This window comes from Kaistella palustris DSM 21579, from assembly GCF_000422265.1.
In the GTDB taxonomy this organism is placed as follows: domain Bacteria; phylum Bacteroidota; class Bacteroidia; order Flavobacteriales; family Weeksellaceae; genus Kaistella; species Kaistella palustris.
In genome coordinates this window covers 37,806-62,854 of the sequence record NZ_KE383813.1, presented here as the reverse complement: position 1 = coordinate 62,854, position 25,049 = coordinate 37,806, and the positions used below count along the sequence as shown (strand labels likewise).

Below are 25,049 nucleotides of genomic sequence, written 5' to 3'. Positions count from 1 at the left end.
GGAACCTGATGAGAAAAAATAAGCTATACATCTTTTCGGATCCCAGCGGAAATTTTCGGTCTCATTTATTCAGCTGATGACAGTTTAGAGATCAGTTCAGGACTTTAGATAAAAATTCATTATATGGTTGTGGAGTATAAATCCTGTAAAAGAAAATACCAGGCACTGAACGCGCGTTCTGTTTAAAATCCGCCACCGGTTTTTTTTCGTGTACTTGAGGAATTATTTTCGTATTTCGGAAGGGTAGTTGCAAATATCTACGCTGGACTACTGTGGAAATTCTGTTTAATTTTCATAGAATTTAGTTAAAAAAAAACTGCAAAATTACCGGGTATTTAATTACCAAAAAACGCAGACGCTGACTTTTTATAACAGCATCACAGTTAAATTTTAATCAAGATAATTCCAAGAGTATTTACAAAGAAGCATCATTAAAAATAAAAAAGAAAATGCGCTGTATTCCGGACAAAAACTTAATATCCACCGAAAACTTACATTAAATGTCCATTTAATGACCATTAATAAATATATAAATCCAGGATGCCACCAAACGGTGAACCAAGAATAAAAAGAGCAACAAAATAAATTGCTGCCCTCTCCGGATGTGTATTGATAAACCTTAACTAAAGACTTTTTTGGTGATAACCTTAAACGGTATTTTTGGATAGGGTGCTGCGCAAACTCATCAGATCCAAAAAGCAGAAAGCAGCAATACGACTTGCTGCTTTCTGTTTCACAAAAAAATATTAATCACAAAAAAACTATCTTACTGAGACTTTTTGAGAAACAGTTTGGTTCCCGGATTTTACATTAACAATATAAATTCCGGTATTTAAATTAAATGAAGTATCTGCTTTTGCGCTGATTGTTTTTACAAGTGCACCATTCATGGTATACACTTCTACAGTCGCGGGACCGCTAAGTTTGCTGACAAAAACCTGGTTACCGGCTGCATAAACTGTTGAAGATTTTTTGTTTGCATTTGTTACTCCCAGAACAGTCGTAGTAGCCAGGTTGGTAGCTGAAATCTGATAGAAGTTAACAGCCTGGTCATCTGTAATATAAATTTTGGTAGGACCGCCCACATAATTGTAAGTCACGTACTGGCCGACAGTGGAATCGGTGTAAGGGAATGACGTAAGAACCGATGTTCCGTTGGTGATATACACAGTACGGGTACCGCCACCACCGTTCTTATACCATATTTTAATGGTGGAATTACCGTTTACATCAAAATACATTGCGCGCTGCGAAGGCATTGCGAAATTTGTCTCACCGGAAGTGTAACTGCCGCCGTTCGTTTTCAGTCTTTGGGTAAAGCTGATTCCGTCGATTGTAGCGGTGTTGCTTTCAATAGCACCCATTAAATTGGAGCTGTTGCTTGGGCCGGGAAGAAAGCCAAGATTGTTTACTACAGTAGATTCTGTATAGCCACTTTGTGCCGGCCATTCAGAGAAATTCCAGGTGGTAGTCTGCGCTGTGGCAATTCCTGAAAAAAGCAGAAACCCTGCTACTAAGGAAAGGAAAGATTTTTTCATAACATTGAGATTTTAAGTTCTTGATTTTTACTATTATATGATTAGATTAATCGATTGCACAAATGTATAATTTATTTAAAAACTCTGCAACACCTGTGCTTACATTTTTGAAGATTTTTAAAGGAATCTAGTGTTTAAGGAACTTTCCGCTAAAAGAATCGGTAGCTGCCTGCGCAGATATGTAATATACACCGCAATCCAGCGCGCCCACATTCAGCTGAACCGCTGACGATTTAGAAAGATCCATTTCCGCAGACTTCACTGTCTGTCCGAGTGCAGAAAATATTTTAACGTTCGCTACGCCTTTTATTCCCTTCGGGAAATTAAGAAACAGAACATCCTGCTGCAGTGTTGCTGTCAGTTTTTTCATTCCGGCTTTTTGTGATGCCTGCGTTCCGAGGTTTGTACATGCACTTGGCGAAACCACACCATCTGCAGTTATCAGCAGAGAAGCACCTGCACCGCAGGTCGGATCAGTTAGAAACTGCGCAACTTCTGCTACGGGAATGGGCGTTGTACTGTATGTGGGTTTTGGTACTGTGCCGATGTTGGACACGCCGCCCATCGAATTCACAAATTCTATTGCAACAGTTCCGCCATCGCCGGGATAACCCTGATATACCGTTTTTACTTTTGCGAAGTTGGAATTCTCCACATAGCAGGTCGTATTGTTGATGCCGCCGCCTAAACCTATGGCTACAGCCCCAGCCACCGAAGTATTGAAATAACTGCTCAGAATGTGCAGTTCCGCATTTCGGGCGCGTGGCATTCTTCCTTTGATCCCTTCGGCCCAGTAACAGTTTTGAAATGTGATGCTGTAGTGGCCGTCGCCCGGCGCATCAGTTGGACCGGAACCGACCAGGTTAGAAAAACGGTGATCATTGGAACCGCCGGAGCCGCCCGCAACCGGAGGTTTTAAGTAGGTGAATTTGCACCACGAAACACTTATGTTGTCAGAAAGTCCTTTAATATCAAAGTTTCCGTCCTGGCCATCCTGGAATTCGCAGTGATCCACCCACAGACGTGAAACACCATCTGCAGTTAAGTTGTCTTTGCCGTCGATATCATAAGCTCCGGGGCCCACGAAGACTAAATTACGGATGATGATGTTGGAAGAGCCAGGCTTTAAATACAAAATGCCGGCACCGGTAGTTTGGTTTTCATTAATGAGTCTGGCACCCGGCAGTCCAATAATGGATTTGTTCGAAATAACTGCACTGATCATCTGACCGGACGGTACGGTGATTTCGCCGGAAACCAAAATTACTTTTGAGCCGGCAGAAGTCAGGTTGGATTTTAAAGCTGTATAGGTGGAGACCGTCACCGGCGTGGAGTCGCCGCCGCCCGTGGTGGCCGCACCAAAACCTTCGGGCGCTGGCAGATAGTAATTTTGGGCAGAACTGAAAGCGGCAAATAATAATGTGGCAGCTGTGAGTATATACTTTTTCATGTATTTGTAATTAAGAATTATTTGGATAAAATAGCTGTTGCTAAAAATCTGCGGTGATTTTATTTAAGGAGTAAAACCATCAGAAAAAAAGAAAGAAGTACATTAAATAAAAAACCTGCCAGCTCTCAATTTGGTTATTGAAAAATGGCAGGTTTTATTATATAAATTTTTTATGAACTAGTAACCGTAGTCGTTGACCAACAAACCGTTACTCGAATCCAGGAACACCTGCCAGATCGGCCAGAACTGTTTGGTGTCGGGATTGTTCCGGTAGAGTGAACTGATCTTCGAATCGCTTAAGGTTGTCCATGCAAATGAAGTATAACCGGCTCCGGGATCATTGAATTCTCCGCGGTTAAGCCCGTAAATAATTAGGGATACGTTGTCTGGAGCGTATTTGTAATACAGCACACTTGGCACATCGGCATAAGCGCCGGTTCTGTTTTTAAGGTCGGTCATGGCAAGTTTTGCTTCTGCCATTTTGGTTCCTAAAAGATTCCATCGGATCAGTGCCTGTTTTCTTTCCATTTCGCCGGTGAATTCAAATTCCTGTTCCCGCACGATGGCGTTGAACATGGCTGTTTTGCTGGAGAGTGAATTGATATAAGCATCTACTTTCACGGCCTGATCTTCTGCAGAGAAAGCACGCTTGCGAAGCATTTTAAGATAAACGGCCGCTGCGGAAGGACCTTCGAGTTCGTTTGCTGTTTCGGCTGCCATTAATAAAACTTCACCGTAGCGCATGTACATTTTGTTTACTCCGTCGTCATTGGTAGATGTTACGCGTCTGTTCATCCATTCGTAACGGTATTTACCGAAATACCAACGGTTCAGCGCACCCAGCTCCTGTTTTGCAGTGGGGAAGCCATTGGTAAGAACTGTAGAGCTTGGTGCTCCCCATTTGTAAGGTACACAAGTCACATCGCGGCGAAGATCCTTCACATCATAATCATAGAAAACAGTTGGCAGTGGACCGCCCTGGCCTCCTTTATTGGAGCCGTTGGCCTGATACTGGTCTACATTGGTATGATTCACAGCGAAGGTAAACAACATTCTTCCGCGGCCTGCACCGAAGGGGATTTCCCAAAGGGATTCACCACCGGCAGCGGTATTTTCCTGATTGTATTTTTTCCAGAGTCCTTCAAAAGAAGGTTCCAGTTTTGCGGTTCCGCTGTTGATCACATCGCGGCATTCCTGCAAGGCAAGTGTGTACATTTTCTGCACGGTAAGTTCGGGATCATTGCTTCTGCGCACCCCATCTGGATATTGCTGGTAACCGGAAGCTGCCAGTGCCAGTTTAGCACGGAGCCCTTTTACGAAAGCCTTGTTCACACGTTCTACAGATGAAGTGGCTGCATTACCGTTTGGCCACGGCACCAAAGTTTCCGCTTCGCCAAGGTCTGCAATGATTTGCTTGTAAATGATATCTCTGCTCGATTTTGGCAGGTAAACCGTTTCCGGTGTAATGGGTTCGAATCTTGCCGGTACATCGCCCCAGGCTTTTAATAGATCGGCATAATATACGGCGCGCAGTGTAAGTGATTCGCCCAACAAATACCCAAGTTCAGAACCGGGCGTCGGGTTGCCGTAAGTCCTTAATCCACGAATACAGATATTGGCTCTTTCAATTCCCGCGTACATTCCGGTAGCCCAAACATTCGTGACTTTATTCATCTCACTGTTATTAGGCTTTGCATCGTAGGTGGCCAGATCTGCCTTGTCATTGGAAGTAGATTCAGAAGAGTTGTACCACTCTGTATCGGTATTCATACCATACCACGGCAGAAAACGGCCACGATACGATTCTGTATCACCGAAAGGAATTTTAATACCATCAACCGCGCCGGCCGCGAGACCTGGTGTAGAGAAGATCTTAGCCTCATCCAGCGACGAGGGAGATTCCGTGGTGAGAAAATCATCGGCGAAATCTGAGCAGGACGCAAAGACAGAGGCGAGGGCAAGTCCTGATATTATTAGATAATTTTTCATTTTAAATTGAATTTAGTAATTAGAAATTTACATTTAGGCCCAGAACGTACATTCTGCTTTTTGGATATGGTGAATAATCAACGCCAGGCGTGAGCGCAGTTTTTCTTCTTGTAGAAACCTCCGGATCCAAACCTGAATATTTAGTCAATACAAAAACATTGTTCGCTGTAGCATACACTCTGATCTTGGAAAGACCGATCTGCGAGGTGAAGTTCTGCGGTAAGCTGTAGCCCAGCGTTACGGTATTCAGTCTTAAGAATGAACCATCCTCAATTGCCCAGTCGGTTAGTACAAATCGCTGCATAAATGGCGACCACATGGTGGTGTTGGCGTTGAGTGCTGCCAGTGCTGCCGGATCTGAAACAAGCGCGCCGGTGTTTGGATCAATGTTGGTCCATCGCACACCGTCCATCTGTTCTGTAGTTAAGTTACGGTACTGTCCGTTTGGTGATGATGGGGTAGCGGTGGTGTTTTCGATCTTATTGGCATTATAGATGTCATTCCCTACCGTAAAGTTAAATGCCGCACCAAAATCGAAATTTTTATAAGTGGCGTTTAAATTAAAGCCACCGGAATATTTTGGGTTGGTATCGCCAATGATTGTTCGGTCATTTGCATCAACTTTGCCGTCACCGTTCAGGTCCCGAAGTTTCATAGAGCCCGGACTTACCGCACCTACAATGGTGGAGGAGTTGGTAACTCCCGCTTTTAAAGTATAAACGCCTGTGGTTGTGTTATAATCAAAATCGGAAACCTCATATCTGCCGTCATTCACGTAACCGTAAATCTGGCCGATAGGTTCACCCACTCTCAGTTGGTATTCTGCGCCAATCGCGGGATTCCAGCCACTGGGGTAGAACTGCGAAATCAGTGGTCCAAGATCATTGATCCTGTTTTTGTTGGCGCCCACATTGAGGGAGAAGTTCACATTTGCATCTTCTTTTCTTACAATGTCAACACTTAGGGATGCTTCGATTCCTTTATTTTCATTTTCACCGATATTTTGGTACTGGCCGTCATAGCCTGAACCCGGAAGTGGGAACAAAATCAAAAGGTCTTTTGTAAGGTTTTTGTAAAGTTCTACCGAACCGGTGATTCTGCCTTTGAATAAATCGAAATCCATACCGACGTTTTGGGTTACCGTTGTTTCCCATTTCAGATCGGAATTGAACAGTATTTTATCTGCTGCCCAGTAATTGCTTACATTGTTGATCCAGCTGCTTGGCAGGTTACTAAATGTCTGGATCTGCTGACCTGCAGGGATGTTGTTGTTCCCAGCTTCGCCGTAACTTACTCTGAATTTTAAGAGATCCATCCACGCTACATCTTTCAGAAAGCTTTCTTCATTAGCTTTCCAGGCAAATGCAACGGAAGGGAAGTAACCCCATTTATTATCGGTAGAGAATTTGCTCGATCCATCCGCCCTCATGGTTGCGGTGAACAGATATCTGTTTTTGAAATCATAGTTCACGCGCCCAAAGAATGACAGTAAACGGTCATCGGGATCGGTTACATTACCCACAGACTGCGGATTACCCTGCGTGGTGATATTCAGAGCATCATTAAAGGTAAAAAATTTCGGGAAACCGTGAACAACATTTGTCACTGTCGTTCTCTGGCTGAGGATCATTTCCTGACCAACCAAAAGTTTAAGCTTGTGATCTGAACCCAACAGTGATTTGAAATCGTAGTTCAAAGTGTTTGAGTTTCTGAATCTGCGGTCTTCGCGGTTATACGTGATCAGCGCCGGCATTCCCTGGAAATCTGCCAAAGGCACGTTCCTTACATAATAAGTTCCTTTTCCGTAGAAACGCGCATCCTTGTACCGGTAAAAATCTACACCAAGATCTGATTTGAACTGCAGATTCTTAATGATCTTATAACCTACGCTTCCCTGAATGTTGTAATTCCTTCTTTCCTGCGTACGGTCGTTGTCGTAAACGGAAGTATACGGGTTGATCAAAGTATCGTCTTCAGTTGCATCCGGATCTTCCACAGTTAAACCGGGAACATAAAATGGCGTATAAAGAACCGCGTTCTTGAGCCGTGAGTCAGATGATGATGACTCATTTTGCTCATTGGTTCCCCCACCATTGATCACGGTGTTGCTATGACGTACAGTGACCGAAAGATCTAATTTATCAGTCGGTTTACTTTTTAAATTCAGGGCAATATTCTCTCTTTTTAAGTCGGAACCCAGCATGATCGCATTTTCATCATACCGTGCAAGACTTATGTTATAGCTGGTTTTCTCGCTGCCACCGCGGATCGAAATGTCATTGCTTAAAACAGTTCCTGTGCGGCCATAAATTTCCTTTTGCCAGTCGATCGGTGCCACATTTGCAAAGTTGCCGATCTGATCGTATGCTCCAAAATATTTCGTGTATTTGTCCAGGGAATTGTCCAGCGTTGCATATTCGTACTGCCATTTCACATAATCCTGCGGAGAGAGTACATCGAGCCTGTTGGCTTTTTCCTTAAAACCGCTGTATGTGTTAAAGTTCACCTGGAGTTTACCTGTTTTACCACTTTTGGTGGTGATCAGAATTACACCGTAAGCCCCTCTGGAACCATAGATTGCTGTAGAAGATGCATCTTTCAATATGGTAAGATTCTCAATATCCGAAGGTGAAATATCCGACATGCTGTTTACGGGAAAACCATCAACAATAATCAGCGGCGAACTGTCCTGCGTGATGGAACCGCCACCGCGTATCCTGATGCTCACTTCCGCATCGGGTGAACCTTCGGCCGTTACGATTTTTACACCGGCAATTTTTCCGGTAAGTGCTTCAGCGACATTGGATACGGGAACTTTTACAAGGTCAGCTCCTTTCAAACTGGACACAGATCCTGTCAGATCACCTCTTTTTGCAGTTCCGTAACCGATCATTACCACCTCTTCAATGTCTTTCTGGCGGACAAGGGTATCTCCTTTTTTTTGAGCGTAAAAACTTTGCATTCCAAACAGGGCACATACCGCGACGGTATATTTTATCCTTTGGGAAATTATTAGTTTGTGTTTCATAATTTTCAGTAATTAGGTTATGGCATTACGATTTTAGTATTGTTAATGGTCGTGTTGATCAGTTTGAGGTTTTCTACATTTTTCAGTTTGAAGTTTTCTTTTACCTGATCGATCTTTACATTTTTAAAGATGATATTCTGAATTTTAGACTGTTCCAACCCTTCGGCAAAAATGGCATATTTTCCACCGTTTTTCACGGTTACATCTTCCAGAAGAATATTTTTAATGGTAGGGATATGCGTTCCTTTCTGATCGCCGTAGATCGCATAATTCATTGTAATATGCAGTACGGCTTCCGTCACCTGGCCTACGGTAAGGTTTTTCACATAGAAGCCGTCTACCGTTCCGCCGCGTCTTGTATTTGTTTTCAGACGTATGGCCCGGTCAAGTTCGGGGCTGTCCATCACGCAGTTATATACGAAGACATTCTTTACGCCTGCAGACATTTCACTGCCTATCACCACACCGCCGTGTCCGTCGATCATTTTACAGTCGCGCACGATCACGTTTTCGGTCATTATCCCAATACGTCGGCCTTCCGCATCGCGGCCCGCTTTGATGGCGATACAGTCGTCACCCGTGTTGAAGGTGGTATTTTTAATGAGCACATTCTGGGAATATTCCGGATCGCAGCCATCGTTGTTCGGTCCGTGACTTTTAATATTTACACCATCCACGATCACGTTCTTTGATTTATAGGGATGAAGGATCCAGAAAGGAGCGTTGATGATCTGTACATCTTTTATCAGCACATTTTCACATTCGAAAGGTTCTATGAAATTAGGTCTCAGGTAATGTCCGTTTCCGAAAATACGCTCTGCCACAGGCACGTTATTCTCTGCCATTTCCATAAGCGCGGGCAAATTGTTTTTATCAAGCTGGCTCGGATCGCCAACTTTGTAACCGTAAGTTATACCTTCGGAAGTTTTACCTTTCCACGGCCACCAGTTGTCATTTCCTGCCTGTCCGTTGAGCGTCCCTTTGCCTGTTACCGCAATATTTTTCTTGTTATTTGCATAAATCAGCGGTGAGTAATTCATCAGCTCCAGACCTTCAAATGAAGTGTGGACCAGTGGATAAAAATCCGACGGATTGGTACTGAACAGAAGCTCTGCCCCTTCGGAAATATGCAGGTTTACATTGTTCTCCAGATGAATGGGGCCGGTAAGAAATTTGCCTGCGGGTACCAAAACTTTACCGCCGCCGTTGTTGGTACATTCTTCAATTGCTTTTCTGATGCTTTCGGTGGCGGCTGTTTTACCGTCGGCGACAGCGCCATAATCCAGGATATTATAGGTTTTATCTTTGAAAACAGGTTCCTTGATGGAGCGTTCCAGCGTCAGCATTTGTTCCATAGGAAAACTTTCCCCGTTTTGTGGTTCCACCGCACTTTTTGAGAGGCAAGCCACGGCGGCCGCAGAACTCAGGAGCAGCGTAAAAATCAGGATAATGCTTTGCAGCTGCGACTTCAGGTAGTTAACTGTCTTATTCATATATTATTAATGTAATCGATTACAAATATAAACAAATTGCATAACCATGCAAATATTTTTTAACCTATTTGAAAATAATATTTATCACTGTAAAATTTGTTGCATATCGTAGCAAATACCTTAAATTTGCCCGTTAGCACTCGGTAAATAACCTTCGGAAGAAGAAAATATCATTTCCACCTATGGTCAAAAAAACGACTATCTACGACATCGCCAAAGTTCTGAATGTCACGGCAGCAACTGTTTCCAGGGCACTCAACGGTAACAAAAACATTAGCGAGGCAACCCGGAAACTGGTGGAGGAAACCGCGGCAAGTATGAACTACCGTCCAAACAAGCTTGCACTAGCGCTCAAAAGCGGAAAAAGTAACAATATCGGCGTAATTGTGCCCAGGATCAACACCAATTTTTTCGGTTCTGTAATACGTGGCATCGAAGATGAACTGAATCCCAGCGGCTATCACATCATTATCTGCCAGAGTCACAACGACGAGACCAAGGAGCTTAACAATATTGAATCACTTATCAATCTGCAGGTTGACGCGATTTTCATGTCAACTTCGAGTAAAAATTCAAAGCAGTTTGAAAAGATCTTAAGCAAAAATATACCGCTGATATTTTTCGACAGAAAAAAAACCATGTCCGGCGTAAGCTCCGTTACCATTGACGATTACTCCGGCGGTTATATGGCGACCAGGCACCTTATAGAGCAGGGCTGCACGCGAATTGCACATCTGGCCTCGGGTGATTTTGCAATCGAGATCTTTCACGACAGACACGAAGGTTACAGGCAGGCGCTGATCGATAATGGAATCGATTACAGAGAGGAATATGTGATTCACACCAGAAGCAGTATTTCTGAGGGAAAAGCGGCGGTGACTGAACTTTTTGCTTTAGATGAAAAACCCGACGGCATCTTTTCGTCAAGTGATTTTGTAGCACTTGGCGTCATTCAGGAACTGAAGGCGCGCGGTTTGCGGATTCCTGAAGATGTATCTGTTATCGGTTTTGCCAATGAGCCTTTCACAGATTTCCAGGAGCTGTCCATGAGTACAATCGATCAGTTTCCGGAGCAGATGGGTCGGCTTACAGCAAAAGTTTTTCTGGAACAGATCGAAAGTCCCGGCATGGTGCAGATCGACAAAAAAGTGGTAATGAAACCGGAACTCATCATCAGGAATTCAACCATTAAAAAAAAGCTGGCAGAAAAGATTTAACGACAAAATCTTTAGATATAATTAAAAAAAAAGTGGAAATCGAAAATTTCCACTTTTTTGTTTTACAGAGATACACCGCGTTTCCAGGGAATAAATACATCCTGCCGCAGCTGATCCGCTTTGGTTACTTCGCGGCCACTTGCCAGATCGATGATATAATCGATAAGGTCTTCGGCAACTTCCTGCAGCGACTGCTCGCCGGAGATCACACCACCGGCGTTCACATCGATCACATCGTGCATTTTTTCTGCCAGTTTGCTGTTTGAGGAAATTTTCACCACAGGCGAGACCGGATTTCCCATACCGGTACCAAGTCCGGTAGTAAACAGCACGATACTCGCACCGGCACCTACCAAAGCAGTGGTACATTCGGCATCATTTCCTGGTGTATTCAGGAGGTTCAGACCTGGTTTTGTAGCATATTCACCATAATCCAGTACATCGGCAATTGGCGCAGTTCCACCTTTCTTAGCGGCACCTGCAGATTTCATGGCATCGGTGATCAAACCGTCTTTGATATTCCCGGGCGATGGATTCATATCGAAACCGGAGCCCGCATCGACGACAGATTTCTCAAATGCCCGCATCAGCGACAGGAATTTATCGGCTTTTGCAGGTTCTACACAACGGTCCATCAGTTCCTGTTCTACACCGCAAAGTTCGGGGAACTCGGCGAGTATGGTTTTTGCGCCCAAGGCTACAAAGGTGTCGGACACAAGTCCCAGCGTTGGATTGGCAGAAATTCCCGAGAACCCGTCGGAGCCGCCACACTCCAGACCAATCGTAAGTTTGGAGAAAGGTGCCGGCTGACGCTGAATTTCATTTGCTCTTTTAATGGCTTCGTAGGAATCTTTAATAACCATTTGCAGCATCTTGTCGGTGGTGCCGATTTGCTGCTGTTCAAAGTATAAGATCTCCTTACCGTGGTTAGGGTTCATTTCGTGCAGGGATTTTTTGAAAATGTCCATCTGCAGATTCTGGCAGCCTAAACTGAGAACTGTAGCGCCCGCCACGTTCGGATTGTTTACATAACCCGCGAGCAGCCGGCCCAAACCTTCGGCATCCTGGCGGATTCCGCCGCAACCGCCCTGGTGGCTGATGAAACGGACTTCTACGTTATCGATCTGGTGCGAGGGACGTTGATGCTCAACTTCTTCCGGAACTTCGGTACCTTCAATCAGGGAACGGAGAAATAATTTGTGAGAATCTTCTTTTTTAGGCAGAAGTTCATTTTCGAATATTTCCTTAAGTTTTTCAATGTTCTTGTTTTCACAAAAAACAAGCGGGAAAAACAGCCACACATTGGAAACACCTACCTGACCATCGGGGCGGTGATAACCCATGAAAGTTTTATCTTTCCACTTATCCACATTTGGCGGCGTCCAGCCCAGGGTTGTTTTTTTACCGTGAACTTCTTCGCTTTGGTGCTTCACATTTTCTGTAGTTAAAACCTCACCCTTGCGAATGGGTAAATGTGCTTTTCCGACCATCACACCATACATAATTACAGAATCACCGATGGCCAGATCGTTTTCGGCGATTTTATGTTTTGCTTTTACCGGAGTAACCGTTACAATTTCCCGGCCCTCAAAAATGATGTGTTCACCCTGCTGAATATCTACCAACGCCACGATTACATTATCGAGCGCGTTTACTTTCATTAATTTTTTTTGCATGTTAAAAGTTTTTAGGAAAGTTGTTGTATAAAATTCGCGTAACCTTTTTCGATGCCGTGGCTTTCCATTTCGCGGATCGCAAGTGTGAGCGCCGCAGCCAACCCTTCAATTCGGTTCAGATCCTGTTCCCAGAAACTGAGGTCGGCAAGAGTCTGTGTTACGGTCTCCTTCACATCGTCCGCCGCCCAGTATTTTTTCATAGCTTCCACGATCTCCGGAGAATCCTTTACCGGTAGATTTTTTTGTTCCCAGTTTCCCTTGTAAAAACGGACCATTGCAGCAAAACCGAATACCAGATTCAGTGGCAGTTTTTTATTTTCATTAATGTAGTCCAGGATGGTGGGTAAAACACGAACCTTAAATTTAGGAATAGAGTTTAAAGCGATATCTGAAAGTTGGTGTTTGATGAAAGGGTTTCTGAACCGGTCCAAAACTTCATCAGTAAATTCCAGCAGTTCTTTACGGTCCATATCGAGTGTCGGCACAATCTCTTCGTAAGCAAGCTTTTTGATAAATTCGGCGGTAAATTCATTATCGATGGACTGCTGCACCGTTTCGTTACCATACATCAGCGAAAACGGAACCATTGCTGTATGAATGCCGTTCAGTATCCTGACTTTTCTGGTTCGGTAAGGCTGCATATCTGCCACAATCTTTACATCGAGATCGGTTTTGTGGAACGGGAGTTTTTCCTTCAAATCATCACCTCCTTCTATTACCCAAAGGAAAAACGGTTCCGCTGTAACCAGAATATCATCCTGATACTCCAGCTTATCATTGTACTGCTCAATTTCATGACGCGGATAGCCCGGCACGATACGGTCGACCAATGTATTGTGGAAACTGCAGGCGGTGGTGAGCCAGATTTTAAATTCCTCTCCCAGATCCCAGAGATCAGCATACTGTAGAAGTACGCTTTTTAGCGTATCTGCATTGTGGTTGATGAGTTCGCAGGGAATCACGGTTAAGCCTCTTGTAGGGTCGCCGTTGAAAAAACGGAATCTTTCAAAAAGAAAATGCGCGAGTTTTGCGGGGAAGGATTTCGGACTTTCAGCAGACATGATATCGCTGTCCACGAATTCTATACCGGCTTCCGTAGTATTTGATAGTATAAATTCCAGCGACTCTACTTTAGCAACAGAAAGAAAATCCTGAAAATCCTGATACGGATTTATGCATTTCACCACGTTGTCGATCAGGTGGATATCCTGGATCTTTTTGTCGTTTTTAATGCCGTTGAGGAAAAGTGTATATAAGCCGTCCTGTTCATCGATCATGTGAACCATACCACCTTCAAGTGGCTGAACCAGGGCGATTCCCGCATTGAAGTCCACTTCCTTATTCAGTTTGTAAAACGCGTAATCCACAAATGCACGCAGAAAGTTCCCTTCACCGAACTGCAGGACTTTGATCGGCAGTTTTTCGGCGGTGCCGTAATTTTCGCGGCTTAATTTTATTTTAGTAGTACTCTCCATATTTTCTTAATCTTTTATTACTTTATATTTGGGCACAAGACTCTTCATAATGAACCACGCGATGAGATAGGCAACCGCGCAGATCGAAAAGATGATCATATAGCCTTTGTCGATACCGTCGGATATTACTGCGCCGGATTTCCTGAGGTCATCAAATAAATTTTCCGGAATTCTTTCTGTAGCGTACTGCGGATATTTTTCAAGGAACGGAACATTGTTCACTGTGGTCCAGGCTTTGTGCGAATAATCGAAAAGCACCCCGGAACCTTTATTAATAAGAAAAGATCCCAAACCACCTGCCATACCGCCGATGCCTGTAATGGTGGCGATGGCGCGCTTCGGAAACATATCGCCCACGGTAGAAAAAATATTTGCAGACCAGGCCTGATGTGCCGCACCTGCGATACCAATTATGATCACGGGCAACCAAAAGGAAATTGTGCCGGCAGGTTGGGCAAGTAAAGCGAGTAGCGGGAAAAAAGCGAAGATCAACATTGCTTTCATTCTGCCGGAGTACGGGTTCATGCCCATTTTATCAACAAAATATTTTGGCAGCCAACCACCGATGATGGAAAACAGCGTAATTGCGTAAAGGATAAAAAGCGGAATTGCACTTTGGGTACTGTCCATACCATATACAGAACTCAGGTAAGCCGGGGTCCAGAAAAGATAGAACCACCAAACGCCGTCAGTCATGAATTTACCCACGATAAAGGCCCAGGTCTGGCGGTATTTAAAACTCTGCGCAAAGGTGAAGCTGCGTGCTTTTTCATTAGATCCGTTTGGTGCACAGTCGTCCTCAGCATCATCCTGCTGTATGTAGGTAAGTTCCTCCTTGTTCAGTTTTTTGCATTTGTCGGGTTTCTGGTAGTAAAACTGCCAAAGTCCCATCCATAAAAACCCCAGTGCACCGATAATGATGAAAGACATTTCCCAGCCGTAGGCTTTGGCAATGAATGGAATGGTGAGTGGAGCGGCCAGCGCACCAACCGTAGCTCCGGCATTAAAAATACTCGTGGCAAACGCGCGGTCTTTTTTAGGGAAAAATTCTGCGGTTGTTTTAATAGCGGCAGGGAAGTTGCCCGCTTCACCCACAGCCAATACCAATCGCGCAAATATGAACAGCGTTACACTGGTGCTGATGATAAGCGATGCATTATCGACTTTTGCCAAAGCTTCTTTGGACCCTTCGAAACTCATGATCCACTCACCGGTGATCAGTCCCGAAGTGGCAATACCACAAAATGCGTGCAGACATGCACCTACCGACCAAATACCGATCGCCCAAAGAAAACCTTTTTTGGTATCTAACCAGTCTACAAATTTCCCGGCGAAAAACATACTCACCGCATAGAAAATTGAAAAAAGCGCGGTAATATTACCGTAATCATTGTTATTCCAGTGAAATTCGGGCTCTATAAAATCTTTCCAGGTTAGTGAAAGTACCTGCCGGTCCATATAATTAATGGTCGTAGCCAAAAAGAGCAGGACACAGATCGTCCACCTGAAGTTACTTGGTTTTACCGTGTTTTCTGTTTTCATCGGAGGAGTATTTGGTGATTAAGACATTTTAGTTCTTGATCGACTTTATCACGTCGAGCACTTTTCTGGTTTCAGTTTCTATTGCCGCGTAGTCTTTATCGGCCATCAGTTTTTTGCTGACGAGTTTGCTGCCCATACCTACGGCGGAAACGCCTGCTTTGTACCAGCCTTCGATATTTTCTTTAGTAGTATCTACACCTCCTGTCGGCATAAAAAGCAAATTCGGGAAAATATCTTTAATACCGCTTAAAAAATCGGGTCCGAGCATGTTTCCTGGGAACAGTTTGATGAAACCCACACCTGCATTTTCTGCGGCAATGATTTCAGAAGGAGTCATGCAACCCGGACTGTAGAAAAGATCTTTTGCGATCAGATACGCGGCAACTTCCGGCACAAATCCCGGACTGATGAAGAAATCGGCGCCTGCTTTCTCGAAGTTTTCTGCCTGAGTTTTATTTTTAATGGTACCGATCCCTAAAAGCAAATTGGGCATTTCAGTATCGCGGATCCCGACCATTTTTTTGAAGTTCTGCAGTGCAGCCTCGCCGCGGTTGGTATATTCCACCGCGCGGATTCCCGCCTTATATAAACTTCTTAAAACTTCAAGAGTTACGTTTTCGTCTGCATTAAAGTAGAGTGGGAGGATTCCCTGCTGCACGATCGCATCTGAAACTTTCTGAATATTTGTGGTCATTTGATTTATATTTTTACTTTAAAAACTATTTTCTTGATGTCGCTGTCGCCAATCATTGGAGCGTGTACATCTTCCGGATAAAAAATAACGAACTGGCCGCCGTGCAGTGTAAAGTACGTTTCAGGCTGTTCATCGAAGAAGCGCACATCTTTATCGGGATTGTATTCGCCTTTTTGATTTGTGCAGCTTTCACGCGGTTTCCAGCCTATGGTTTCGGGTCCTGCCACACAAAACTGAATATCGACCGTACGATCGTGACACTCAAATTTCTGCAGACTGACTTCTGCGGATTTACCGGGTTTATTGCTGATGATCGCTTTTAAACCTTCTGCGATCTCTACGGTCCCATCTGCCAGATCTTCTAAATTATTTTCCTTTAAAAAGTCAAATGCTTTAGAAAAAAGTGGATGAAGTGCCTCGTACTGCGCAGCGTTATTAAAGGTATTGATGATCATGGCAATTTATCTTGCAACACGGCCGGATGAATCACCGGCCATTAATTTTTGTACTTCCGATACAGTCACAAGATTGGCATCTCCTTTAATGGTATGTTTCAAACATGAAGCTGCCACGGCAAAATCCAGCGCGTTCTGGTCATCATCAGGGTAAGTTAAAAGTCCGTAGATCAAACCACCCATAAATGAATCGCCGCCGCCTACACGGTCCACGATATCGGTGATCTGATATTGTGCCGACTCCAGCATTTTTTCACCATCATAAAGTACACCAGCCCAGGTATTATGGGAAGCGGAAATTGAACCTCGTAGGGTTGTGATCACCTTTTTAGCTTTCGGGAATTTTTCCATCATCTGCTTGCATACAGAAAGGAACGCTTCCGCTTTTACGTCGTGGCCGTGCATCTGAACATTCAGTCCGTCGGGTTTGATGCCGAAATGCATTTCAGCATCTTCTTCATTTCCGAGGATGATGTCGCAATGTGACGTCAGTTCAGTCATGATCGCTTCACGGTCGCCACCGTATTTCCAAAGTTTTGCACGGTAGTTTAAGTCGGTAGAAATAGTTAAGCCTAATCTGCTGGCGGCTTTTACGGCTTCCAGACAAACATCTGCGGAGCTTTGCGAGATCGCCGGCGTAATTCCGGTCCAGTGGAACCAATCGGCATCGCGGAATACTTCGTCCCAATCGATCATACCGGGCTGGATCTCCGACATGGCGGAATGTGCCCGGTCGTAAACCACTTTACTTCCGCGGCTTACAGCTCCGGTTTCCAGGAAATAGATTCCCAAACGGTCGCCTCCCCAAACAATTTTATCTACGCCTACACCGCGTTTCCGCATTTCCATCATGGCACATTCGCCAATATCATTTTTCGGCAAGCGCGTTACAAAATCCACCGGAATACCGTAGTTTGCCAGTGAAACCGCCACATTGGATTCTCCGCCGCCATACACGACATCGAAATTGTTGGCCTGTGAAAATCTTAGGAAACCTTGTGGAGCTAATCTCAGCATGATCTCTCCGAATGTGACTACTTTGCTCATTGTTAAATTATGTTTTTTCGTTAATTTTTATTTAATGTTTTCGTTTTGCGCCTTAAATATTGTTCCCGGTATTTATAAAAAATCTTCGCGCAGCGGACTGAAAGATTCGATCAGAACGCCATCTTCCAGGCAAACCACACCGTGCTTTATATTGGTTTTCAGGAAAAATGAGTCGCCTGTTTTCAGTACTTTTTTCTCGTCTTCGATCTGAACTTCAAAAGCGCCCGAAGCAATATAAGCGACTTGCGAATGGATATGTTGATGAAGTTTGCCAACGCCGCCTTTTTTGAAACGGACAATAGTAAGCATCAAGGACTCATCGTAACCAACAACGGCGCGCTCCAGATTATCATCGATCTTTTCCCAGGTATATTTGCTTTGTTCTAAAAACATACGTTCAGTCATTAAAAAGAAAAATATTCCTTTGCGTTGTTATAGCTGATGTCGGCAACCATTTTCCCGATCCATTCCATTTCATTTGGAAGTTCGCCGCTTTCGATCTCTTTTCCTAAAAGGTTACATAAAACCCTGCGGAAATATTCGTGTCTTGGGAAGGATAAAAAGCTTCTGGAATCCGTCAGCATTCCAATAAAACAGGAAATTAATCCCATGTTAGAAAGTGCATTCATCTGCTTGGTCATGCCGTCTTTTTGGTCGAGAAACCACCATCCGGATCCGAACTGCACTTTTCCTTTCACGCTTCCATCATTGAAATTGCCGATCATTGTGGCCAGAACTTCATTATCGGCAGGATTTAAATTGTACAGGATTGTTTTTGCCAGTTTATCTTTGGAATCAAGCGCATTTAAAAATTTAGATAATTTTTCTGCCTGAGAAAAATCTCCGATGGAGTCCCAACCTGTGTCCGGTCCTAATACCTTCAGCATTCTCGCGTTGTTGTTCCTTAATGCTCCCAGGTGAAATTGCTGAACCCAACCAAATTCATGGTAAGTTTCGGCCAGATACAGGAGAATTGCACTTTGGAATTTTAAAGCTTCCTGATGCGAAACCGTTTTGTTTTCTCTTTTATTTTTAAAGATTTCGCCGATCTCGTTTTCAGTGAAATTCTCAAAATAGATCTGGTCCAAACCGTGATCACAAAGCCTGCAGCCATGATCATTAAAATAAACAATTCTTTGACGGAGCGCATCTTTCAAATCCTGAAAAGTACGGATCTCAACGCCAGCCACCTTTCCTAAAGTATTGATGTATTCGTTGTAACCTTCATTTTCAATTAAGATCGCTTTGTCCGGTCGGAAAGCTGTGCTCATTTTTACACCGGCGTTCTGCGTTTTATATTGCTGATGATATTCTAAATTATCAATCGGATCTTCGGTGGTGCATACGAGTTCTGCGTTTACTTTTTTCAGTAAATTCTGTGTTGAAAATTCCGGCGTCTGCAGTTTGGCGGAAGTTTCTTCATAAATCTTTTCCGCAGATTTTTCGTTCAGCAATTCATAAATATCGAAATAACGCGCTAATTCCAGATGAGTCCAGTGATACAGCGGATTTCTCAGGGTGTAGGGAACCGTTTTTCCCCACTGTAGAAATTTATCTTTGTCGGACGCGTTTCCGGTGATGAAGTTTTCACTGATGCCCAAAGTCCGCATTGCTCGCCACTTATAATGGTCGCCTTTGATCCAGACCTCCGTAATATTTCCGAAAATATGATCCTCTGCGATCAGTTTTGGTGAGAGGTGATTGTGGTAATCGATGATCGGCTGTTTTGCGGAGTATTGGTGATAAAGCTCCTCGGCATATTTATTTTCCAGAAGGAAATTATCGTGAATGAAATTGTTGCTCATTTTCTGACCTTTTTATTTCGCCCTTTCAGGGCTTAACTTTTTGTTCCATAGGGTTCCGCCCTACGCTGTTGATTACGCCACTTCGTGGCTTTTTGTTTCATTTTTATCCATAGGGTTTCGCCCTATGCTAATGATTTCGCCCTTTCAGGGCTTAACTTTTTGTTCCATAGGGTTTTGCCCTATGCTGGTGATTTCACCTCTTCGTGGTTTTTCACCATTGCCTCTGTTGTGCGACAATTTCGTTTTGTATCCGAAACTGCAGCCCGACCTGAAAATTTGAAGGGAACACTTCGACAGGCTCAGTATAAACTACGGGCGGAAATGTCTGCCCAAAAAAATATTTCGCTCTATATATTACTCTTCATTAGAAGGTTTGCCGATGGTTGCCAAAATGCCGCCATCTACATAAATGATCTGACCGTTTACAAAGTCGCTCGCTTTTGAAGCCAAAAAAACCGCGGTTCCGCCTAAATCTTCAGGATTGCCCCACCTTGCAGCAGGAGTCCGGCTGATGATAAACTCGTTGAACGGATGACCATCGACACGGATCGGCTCGGTTTGCGTGGTGGCGAAATAACCGGGACCAATTCCGTTGACCTGAATATTGTACTTTGCCCATTCGGTAGCGAGATTTTTGGTGAGCATTTTCAAACCGCCTTTCGCAGCGGCGTAAGCTGAAACGGTATTTCTACCGAGTTCGCTCATCATTGAACATATATTGATGATCTTGCCTTCTTTTCGATCAATCATTTGCTTTGCAACCAGTTGCGACATAATAAAAGGTCCGACCAGATCGACATCAATTACTTTTCGAAACTCTGAAACCTCCATGGAAATTGCAGGTTCCCGCCGGATAATTCCGGCGTTATTGACTAAAATATGAATGTCACCAACCTCTTCAGAAATGAGTTCCACATTTTTTGCGGCGGCAATTTCGTCGGTCACATCGAACAAATATCCTTTTGCTGAATATCCTTTGGAATGATAATGGTCCAACGCTTTTTCCATCTTCACCGGCGTATTTCCGGTCACTATAATTTGCGCTCCGGCTTCGGCCAAAGCTTCGGCCATTGCCATGCCTAGACCGTGCGTTCCACCAGTGATCAGTGCATTTTTTCCGCTTAAATTAAATAAGTTCATGTGTTATCTCAATTCGTTTGCGGCCACTACATCCATGTCGCCATAATCTAGATTCTCTCCCGCCATTCCCCAGATAAAAGAGTAGTTCGACGTTCCTGCACCTGAGTGGATCGACCATTCCGGTGATAAAACCGCCTGATTATTCTGGATGAAAATATGCCGTGTTTCCTGTGGCTGACCCATAAAGTGTGCAACCGACTGCCCATCTTCGACATCAAAATAGAAGTACGCTTCCATTCTTCTTTCGTGCGTGTGAGAAGGCATGGTGTTCCAGATATTTCCTGGTAAAAGTTCAGTCAGACCCATCTGGAGCTGACAGGTTTCTACAATACTGTTTACGATGAGTTTATTTAAAATTCGCTTGTTCGCCAGTTTATCGTCGCCAAGATGAACGATTTCTGCATTATCCTTGGTAATTTTTTTATTTGGAAAGTTTGTGTGTGCCGGCGCTGAGTTCAGGTAGAACAGCGCAGGTGAATCTGTGGTGCTTTTAAAGGTAACATCTTTGGCACCTTTCCCGACATACAGCGCTTCTTTTTTCTGAAGGATGAATTTCTCACCGTCGACTGAAACTTCGCCTTCGCCACCGACATTGATAATACCGAGTTCGCGGCGGTCCAGAAAGTTTTCTGATTTTAAGTAGGGAATGGTTTTCAGTTTTAGTTCCTGTTTCCCCGGCATTGCGCCACCTACGATCAGGCGGTCGTACATTGAGTATACGAGGTTGATTTCTTTGGAGTTAAAAAGACTGTCCAGAAGGAATTCTTTTCTGATGCGCTGAGTATCGTAATTTTTGGCATCTTCGGGGTGGTGGGCGTATCTAAAACTGTATTTGGTCATAATTCCTGTTTAAATGTAATCGATTGCACAAAGATAATATTTATTTCGAATAAAAAAAATAATTTGGTGAAATGTCAGCTTTCCAGCAGCAGAAAGGAGATACGAGGTTTACATCTATTATTGGTCATCCTTCACGCGGGGGAATTTTGTGGTTTAATCTAATTTAAAATTCAGGATGAATGATCGGTCCTGATGAAGCGAACGTACCGTTTAATTATATGATGCTTATGGTTAATTTCAACGATGAATTTTCCACTCGCCTAAATTTATTTTATAAAATCATTCGGATTATCAAATTTCTTTTACATTTGCGTAATCGATTACAAGTTTAATAAAAATATTTAAGTTTCAATTTGAAGTTGCAGGTTTTCGCCAATTCGTTCAAAATATATGGCATTTATCTGTGTAAGTTCTCATCATCATTATTAAATTTTCGTCAATTAAATTATATTATTATGTTTAAAAAATTACTTTTCCCAGTCTTTTTGCTGCTTGCAGGAACCTGCAGTTTTTCCGCACAGCAAAAAACCGATGTTTGGGATTTCGGCGCACAGCAGCTGGATCCCGCAGGCTTTAACAATGAACTTACAGAGGCCAAAATAAATTCGTGGTATACGGCGGCGGCGGGAAGTTCGAATGTAGTAATGCCGGCTTCTTTTGTCGCTTCCGATCTTTCCTGGACCGGCGGTGCCAACGACCGCCTTCGCACCAGCAACACCAACCTTACACGCTATGACAGCAACGTGGGGCCGGGCGCCGCACTGGGGTATACCGGAAGACTTTACGTAAACGCAGGTTCCGCGACCGGCAGATTTCTGACTTTGGCATTACAAGAAGATGATGAAGTTTCCGTTTTTGTGAATTCGGACGCGGCAGGAATGCTGAATTTTGTTTATGCAGCTGATCCCGCAGTACAGACTAACCAATCGGCGACAACTACCGCGGTTCAGGAATTTAAGTTCGTTGCTAAAAAGACCGGAAGCTACAGGATCTTCGACAGCGGGAGTAAGCCCAGTTATTACCGCATCCAGCGTACCACTGCAACCTATGTAAATGTGAGTGGAATTATTGATACCTCTGCAACCAGCGTTGTTCCACAGAATTATTCGGTAATTTTCACCAACAGTGCCGGGAAAACCTGGACAGCGCCGGTCGAGAACAGCGCCTACACTGTCACTTTGCCCGCAAATTATACTTACCAGGTTTCTTTGGGGAATGCAAATGGCTATGTAATTTCGGAAGGCGAAACATTTGAGGCTACCGCAACTTCTACGGTTCACAATATTTCGGTTGCACAGGTGGAACTTTATCAGGTAACCGGCTCAATCAGCGGGCTCAGCGGTACAAGTTCCCTGAATAATCTGAATCTCAGTTTTATGCCGGATCCCAACTCCGGAACCATTTATACTCCAAAAGCTGTTGTCAATAAAACCACGGGAACATATAGCGTGAACCTGGAGGCAAACTTAAGTTATACCATATCAGCAACAGGTGTTAATGATGATGAAATTGCAGACAACATACTGGCAATACCTCCGCAAAATACCGTGCATAATATTGTTTTCAGTGCCAAACCCAAATATGGAGTGTCCATCTCTGCTCCGACTTTAAATGCAGTTCAACTGTCACAGCTCCAGGTTAAATTTACGAATGTCAGCGAGCCCGGATATGTATATAGTTTTACGGATTTGTCCGCTATCTCTTTACGGAACGGAACCTATTCCGTGGCAGTTTCCGGACTTGATGCTTACCCTGTGCAGCTGCAGCTGACTTCATACCTGAAAGTGAATAATGCCCCAACAACGAAAATTCTGACCTTTGTACCTGTATCGGTGTGGTCTTTTGAAGATAAAGTAATTACGGCGGCAACGCCTTATTACAAAGGACTTGCATTCACCGGAAACATTGTAAATGAAATTGCAAAAGGGCATCTTGTCTGTCAGGCGGGATCCACCATTTCGGTGCCGGTCAATCCAAGTGAAAAGCTAACCATCACTTATTACTATGCCGCAAATTTCTCCATTGATGGAAATGCGCCGGTTACCACTTCGAGCGCCAGTACCTCTTTACTGGAAAAAACGGAATACATTTATAATGGAAATAGCGCAGGAAATGTAATGATTTCTGTTGGAGGTCTTACGTATATTACTGACATTTCTAAAAATCCGGTTGCAGCGTATTCGCCTACAGTCACTGTGGGCCCAGGCAAAGATTTCCAGACGGTTACGGAAGCCTTAACAGCAATAGGAAACATGCAAAGAACACCGGACAAGAGAGTTACTGTACTGATCGATCCGGGTAATTACGAAGAAATGATTGTCATCAGAAATCCAAATATTACACTTAAAAACGCCTCGCCATCCCCAAGCATCAGTCTTGCAAATCAGGGTGTGGACATTTCTCCAAACGCCGTGCGGATCACTTCTTATTACGGCGTGGGTTATAATTATTTCAGTCAGGGACCTGATAACAAGTGGAGTGCGCTCGCACTGGAAGTAAACAAAGCCAATGGATTTACCGACTATACAAATTTGAGCGGAACCAGCAATGGATCGTACTGGAACGCAACGGCCGTGATTGCTGCCGACAATTTTGTAGCAGAAGACATCATTTTCGAGAATTCCTTCAACCAGTATATTTCGGCAAAAGAAGCAGCAGACGTGCTGGTAGAAGTAGTGGGAACCAAAGGTACACGTCCGAAAACTGCAGGCGATGTAGCTGTGCAAAACCGCTCCTTTGTGGAACGCGCTGCCGCCTTGGCCGTAGCAAACGGGGCAGATAAAGTTTTCCTGAAAAACTGCCGTATCGTGGGCAGACAGGATACTTTCTTCGGTGGCACAGGCGCGAGAGTAGCTGTATACAAAGGCGTGATGATGGGCGCGGTCGATTACATTTTCGGCCCGATGACCGCAGTTTTCTATCAGTCGAAATTCGCTATGAACACAAGTGATGCGTCATCCGATGCAGCTTATCTTTTGGCACCGCAACAACTTAACGGCAGAGGATTTTTACTGTACGAATGTACGGTCGGTTCTGCCAATCCCGGTTCAGAAACAGCTTCGGTCTACCGCGCAAAGCCAGGTTATTTTGGCCGGCCCTGGGCTGCAGATACAAGTGAAGCCGTGATTTACAAAGCCACCGTGGAAACCTCGGATTATCCCGGTTCTGCAGGCTTATCGCTGATTTCTCCGCCAGGCTGGACCAACTCTTTGGGTGGAACTTCAGACCGCATTTATGAGTACGCGACAAATGAACTTTCCGGTGTCAGCAACGCGGCGAACAGAGTTCCTTGGTCGAAAGTTCTGCAAACTCCTTTCCTGACCGATGGTACGGAAATTACACTTTACAACTTCACAAAGGGAAATGACGGCTGGAATCCATTTCTGGATCTTCCCTTGGCGGTTAATTCTCCACAGCCTCAATCAACCGTGCAGGCTTTTTCTGTGGGCAAATCAGTATATATTTCAAAAGTGAATTCATTGACAAGCGTAAAGGTTTTCAGTATGAACGGATCCTTGCTGAAATCCCTGCGGGTACATTCCGACACCCAGTTTTCGCTGAACAGCGGTGTGTATATTGTGACTCTTCAGGCAAAGGACGGTGGTAAATCAGTAAAGATTTTAATCCCTTAAATAACCGTATCAAATTTTATTCGTTATA

At 44.1% G+C, this 25,049-nt stretch carries 17 protein-coding genes; 2 read left to right on the top strand and 15 right to left on the bottom strand.

Going from position 1 to position 25,049, the window contains the following annotated elements:
• Positions 1-761: 761 nt before the first annotated feature.
• From H562_RS0112880 to H562_RS0112860, 5 genes are all read right to left on the bottom strand, one after another.
• Positions 762-1,538 (bottom strand): T9SS type A sorting domain-containing protein, encoded by a 777-nt coding sequence (locus H562_RS0112880; protein WP_027377887.1) that lies wholly within the window; start codon positions 1,536-1,538, stop codon positions 762-764.
• A gap of 127 nt (positions 1,539-1,665) precedes the next feature.
• Positions 1,666-2,988, bottom strand: a complete 1,323-nt coding sequence (locus tag H562_RS15120; RefSeq protein WP_051190510.1) for a pectate lyase family protein — start codon at positions 2,986-2,988, stop codon at positions 1,666-1,668.
• 177 nt (positions 2,989-3,165) lie between these two features.
• Positions 3,166-4,977 (bottom strand): RagB/SusD family nutrient uptake outer membrane protein, encoded by a 1,812-nt coding sequence (locus tag H562_RS0112870; protein ID WP_027377886.1) that lies wholly within the window; start codon positions 4,975-4,977, stop codon positions 3,166-3,168.
• 19 nt (positions 4,978-4,996) lie between these two features.
• Positions 4,997-8,005, bottom strand: coding sequence for a SusC/RagA family TonB-linked outer membrane protein (locus tag H562_RS0112865; RefSeq protein WP_084466377.1), 3,009 nt, complete (start codon positions 8,003-8,005; stop codon positions 4,997-4,999).
• 17 nt (positions 8,006-8,022) lie between these two features.
• Positions 8,023-9,498 carry a glycoside hydrolase family 28 protein gene (locus tag H562_RS0112860; RefSeq protein WP_051190509.1) on the bottom strand — a complete coding sequence of 492 codons (1,476 nt, stop codon included), beginning with the start codon at positions 9,496-9,498 and terminating at the stop codon, positions 8,023-8,025.
• A 182-nt stretch (positions 9,499-9,680) separates the two neighbouring features.
• On the opposite strand from H562_RS0112860, the gene H562_RS0112855 reads away from it, so the two are divergent.
• Positions 9,681-10,715: a LacI family DNA-binding transcriptional regulator gene (locus H562_RS0112855; protein ID WP_027377883.1), complete on the top strand. Its 1,035-nt coding sequence runs from the start codon at positions 9,681-9,683 to the stop codon at positions 10,713-10,715.
• A 62-nt stretch (positions 10,716-10,777) separates the two neighbouring features.
• Here the strand turns inward: H562_RS0112855 and H562_RS0112850 are convergent, their stop codons facing one another.
• From H562_RS0112850 to kduI, 10 genes are all read right to left on the bottom strand, one after another.
• Positions 10,778-12,391: a UxaA family hydrolase gene (locus tag H562_RS0112850; protein ID WP_027377882.1), complete on the bottom strand. Its 1,614-nt coding sequence runs from the start codon at positions 12,389-12,391 to the stop codon at positions 10,778-10,780.
• Between the two features lie 11 nt (positions 12,392-12,402).
• Positions 12,403-13,866, bottom strand: coding sequence for a tagaturonate reductase (locus H562_RS0112845; protein ID WP_027377881.1), 1,464 nt, complete (start codon positions 13,864-13,866; stop codon positions 12,403-12,405).
• A 6-nt stretch (positions 13,867-13,872) separates the two neighbouring features.
• Positions 13,873-15,408: an MFS transporter gene (locus H562_RS0112840; RefSeq protein WP_027377880.1), complete on the bottom strand. Its 1,536-nt coding sequence runs from the start codon at positions 15,406-15,408 to the stop codon at positions 13,873-13,875.
• Between the two features lie 28 nt (positions 15,409-15,436).
• Entirely contained in the window at positions 15,437-16,102 is a 666-nt protein-coding gene (locus tag H562_RS0112835) for a bifunctional 4-hydroxy-2-oxoglutarate aldolase/2-dehydro-3-deoxy-phosphogluconate aldolase (RefSeq protein ID WP_034691176.1), read from the bottom strand.
• Between the two features lie 5 nt (positions 16,103-16,107).
• Positions 16,108-16,557: a YhcH/YjgK/YiaL family protein gene (locus H562_RS0112830; RefSeq protein WP_027377878.1), complete on the bottom strand. Its 450-nt coding sequence runs from the start codon at positions 16,555-16,557 to the stop codon at positions 16,108-16,110.
• Between the two features lie 6 nt (positions 16,558-16,563).
• Positions 16,564-17,604, bottom strand: coding sequence for a sugar kinase (locus H562_RS0112825; protein ID WP_027377877.1), 1,041 nt, complete (start codon positions 17,602-17,604; stop codon positions 16,564-16,566).
• Positions 17,605-17,676: 72 nt separating this feature from the next.
• A complete protein-coding gene (locus tag H562_RS0112820) occupies positions 17,677-17,997 on the bottom strand; it encodes a cupin domain-containing protein (RefSeq protein ID WP_027377876.1) in 321 nt (106 codons plus the stop codon).
• An 11-nt stretch (positions 17,998-18,008) separates the two neighbouring features.
• Positions 18,009-19,409, bottom strand: coding sequence for a glucuronate isomerase (gene uxaC, locus H562_RS0112815; RefSeq protein ID WP_027377875.1), 1,401 nt, complete (start codon positions 19,407-19,409; stop codon positions 18,009-18,011).
• 354 nt (positions 19,410-19,763) lie between these two features.
• The gene (locus tag H562_RS0112810; protein ID WP_027377874.1) at positions 19,764-20,549 is read right to left on the bottom strand and encodes a gluconate 5-dehydrogenase; all 786 of its coding nucleotides are present in this window, start codon (positions 20,547-20,549) and stop codon (positions 19,764-19,766) included.
• A gap of 3 nt (positions 20,550-20,552) precedes the next feature.
• Entirely contained in the window at positions 20,553-21,389 is an 837-nt protein-coding gene (gene kduI, locus H562_RS0112805) for a 5-dehydro-4-deoxy-D-glucuronate isomerase (protein WP_027377873.1), read from the bottom strand.
• A gap of 455 nt (positions 21,390-21,844) precedes the next feature.
• Here kduI and H562_RS15115 point away from each other — a divergent pair, with 455 nt between their 5' ends.
• Positions 21,845-25,021 carry a pectinesterase family protein gene (locus H562_RS15115; RefSeq protein WP_051190508.1) on the top strand — a complete coding sequence of 1,059 codons (3,177 nt, stop codon included), beginning with the start codon at positions 21,845-21,847 and terminating at the stop codon, positions 25,019-25,021.
• Positions 25,022-25,049: the final 28 nt, after the last annotated feature.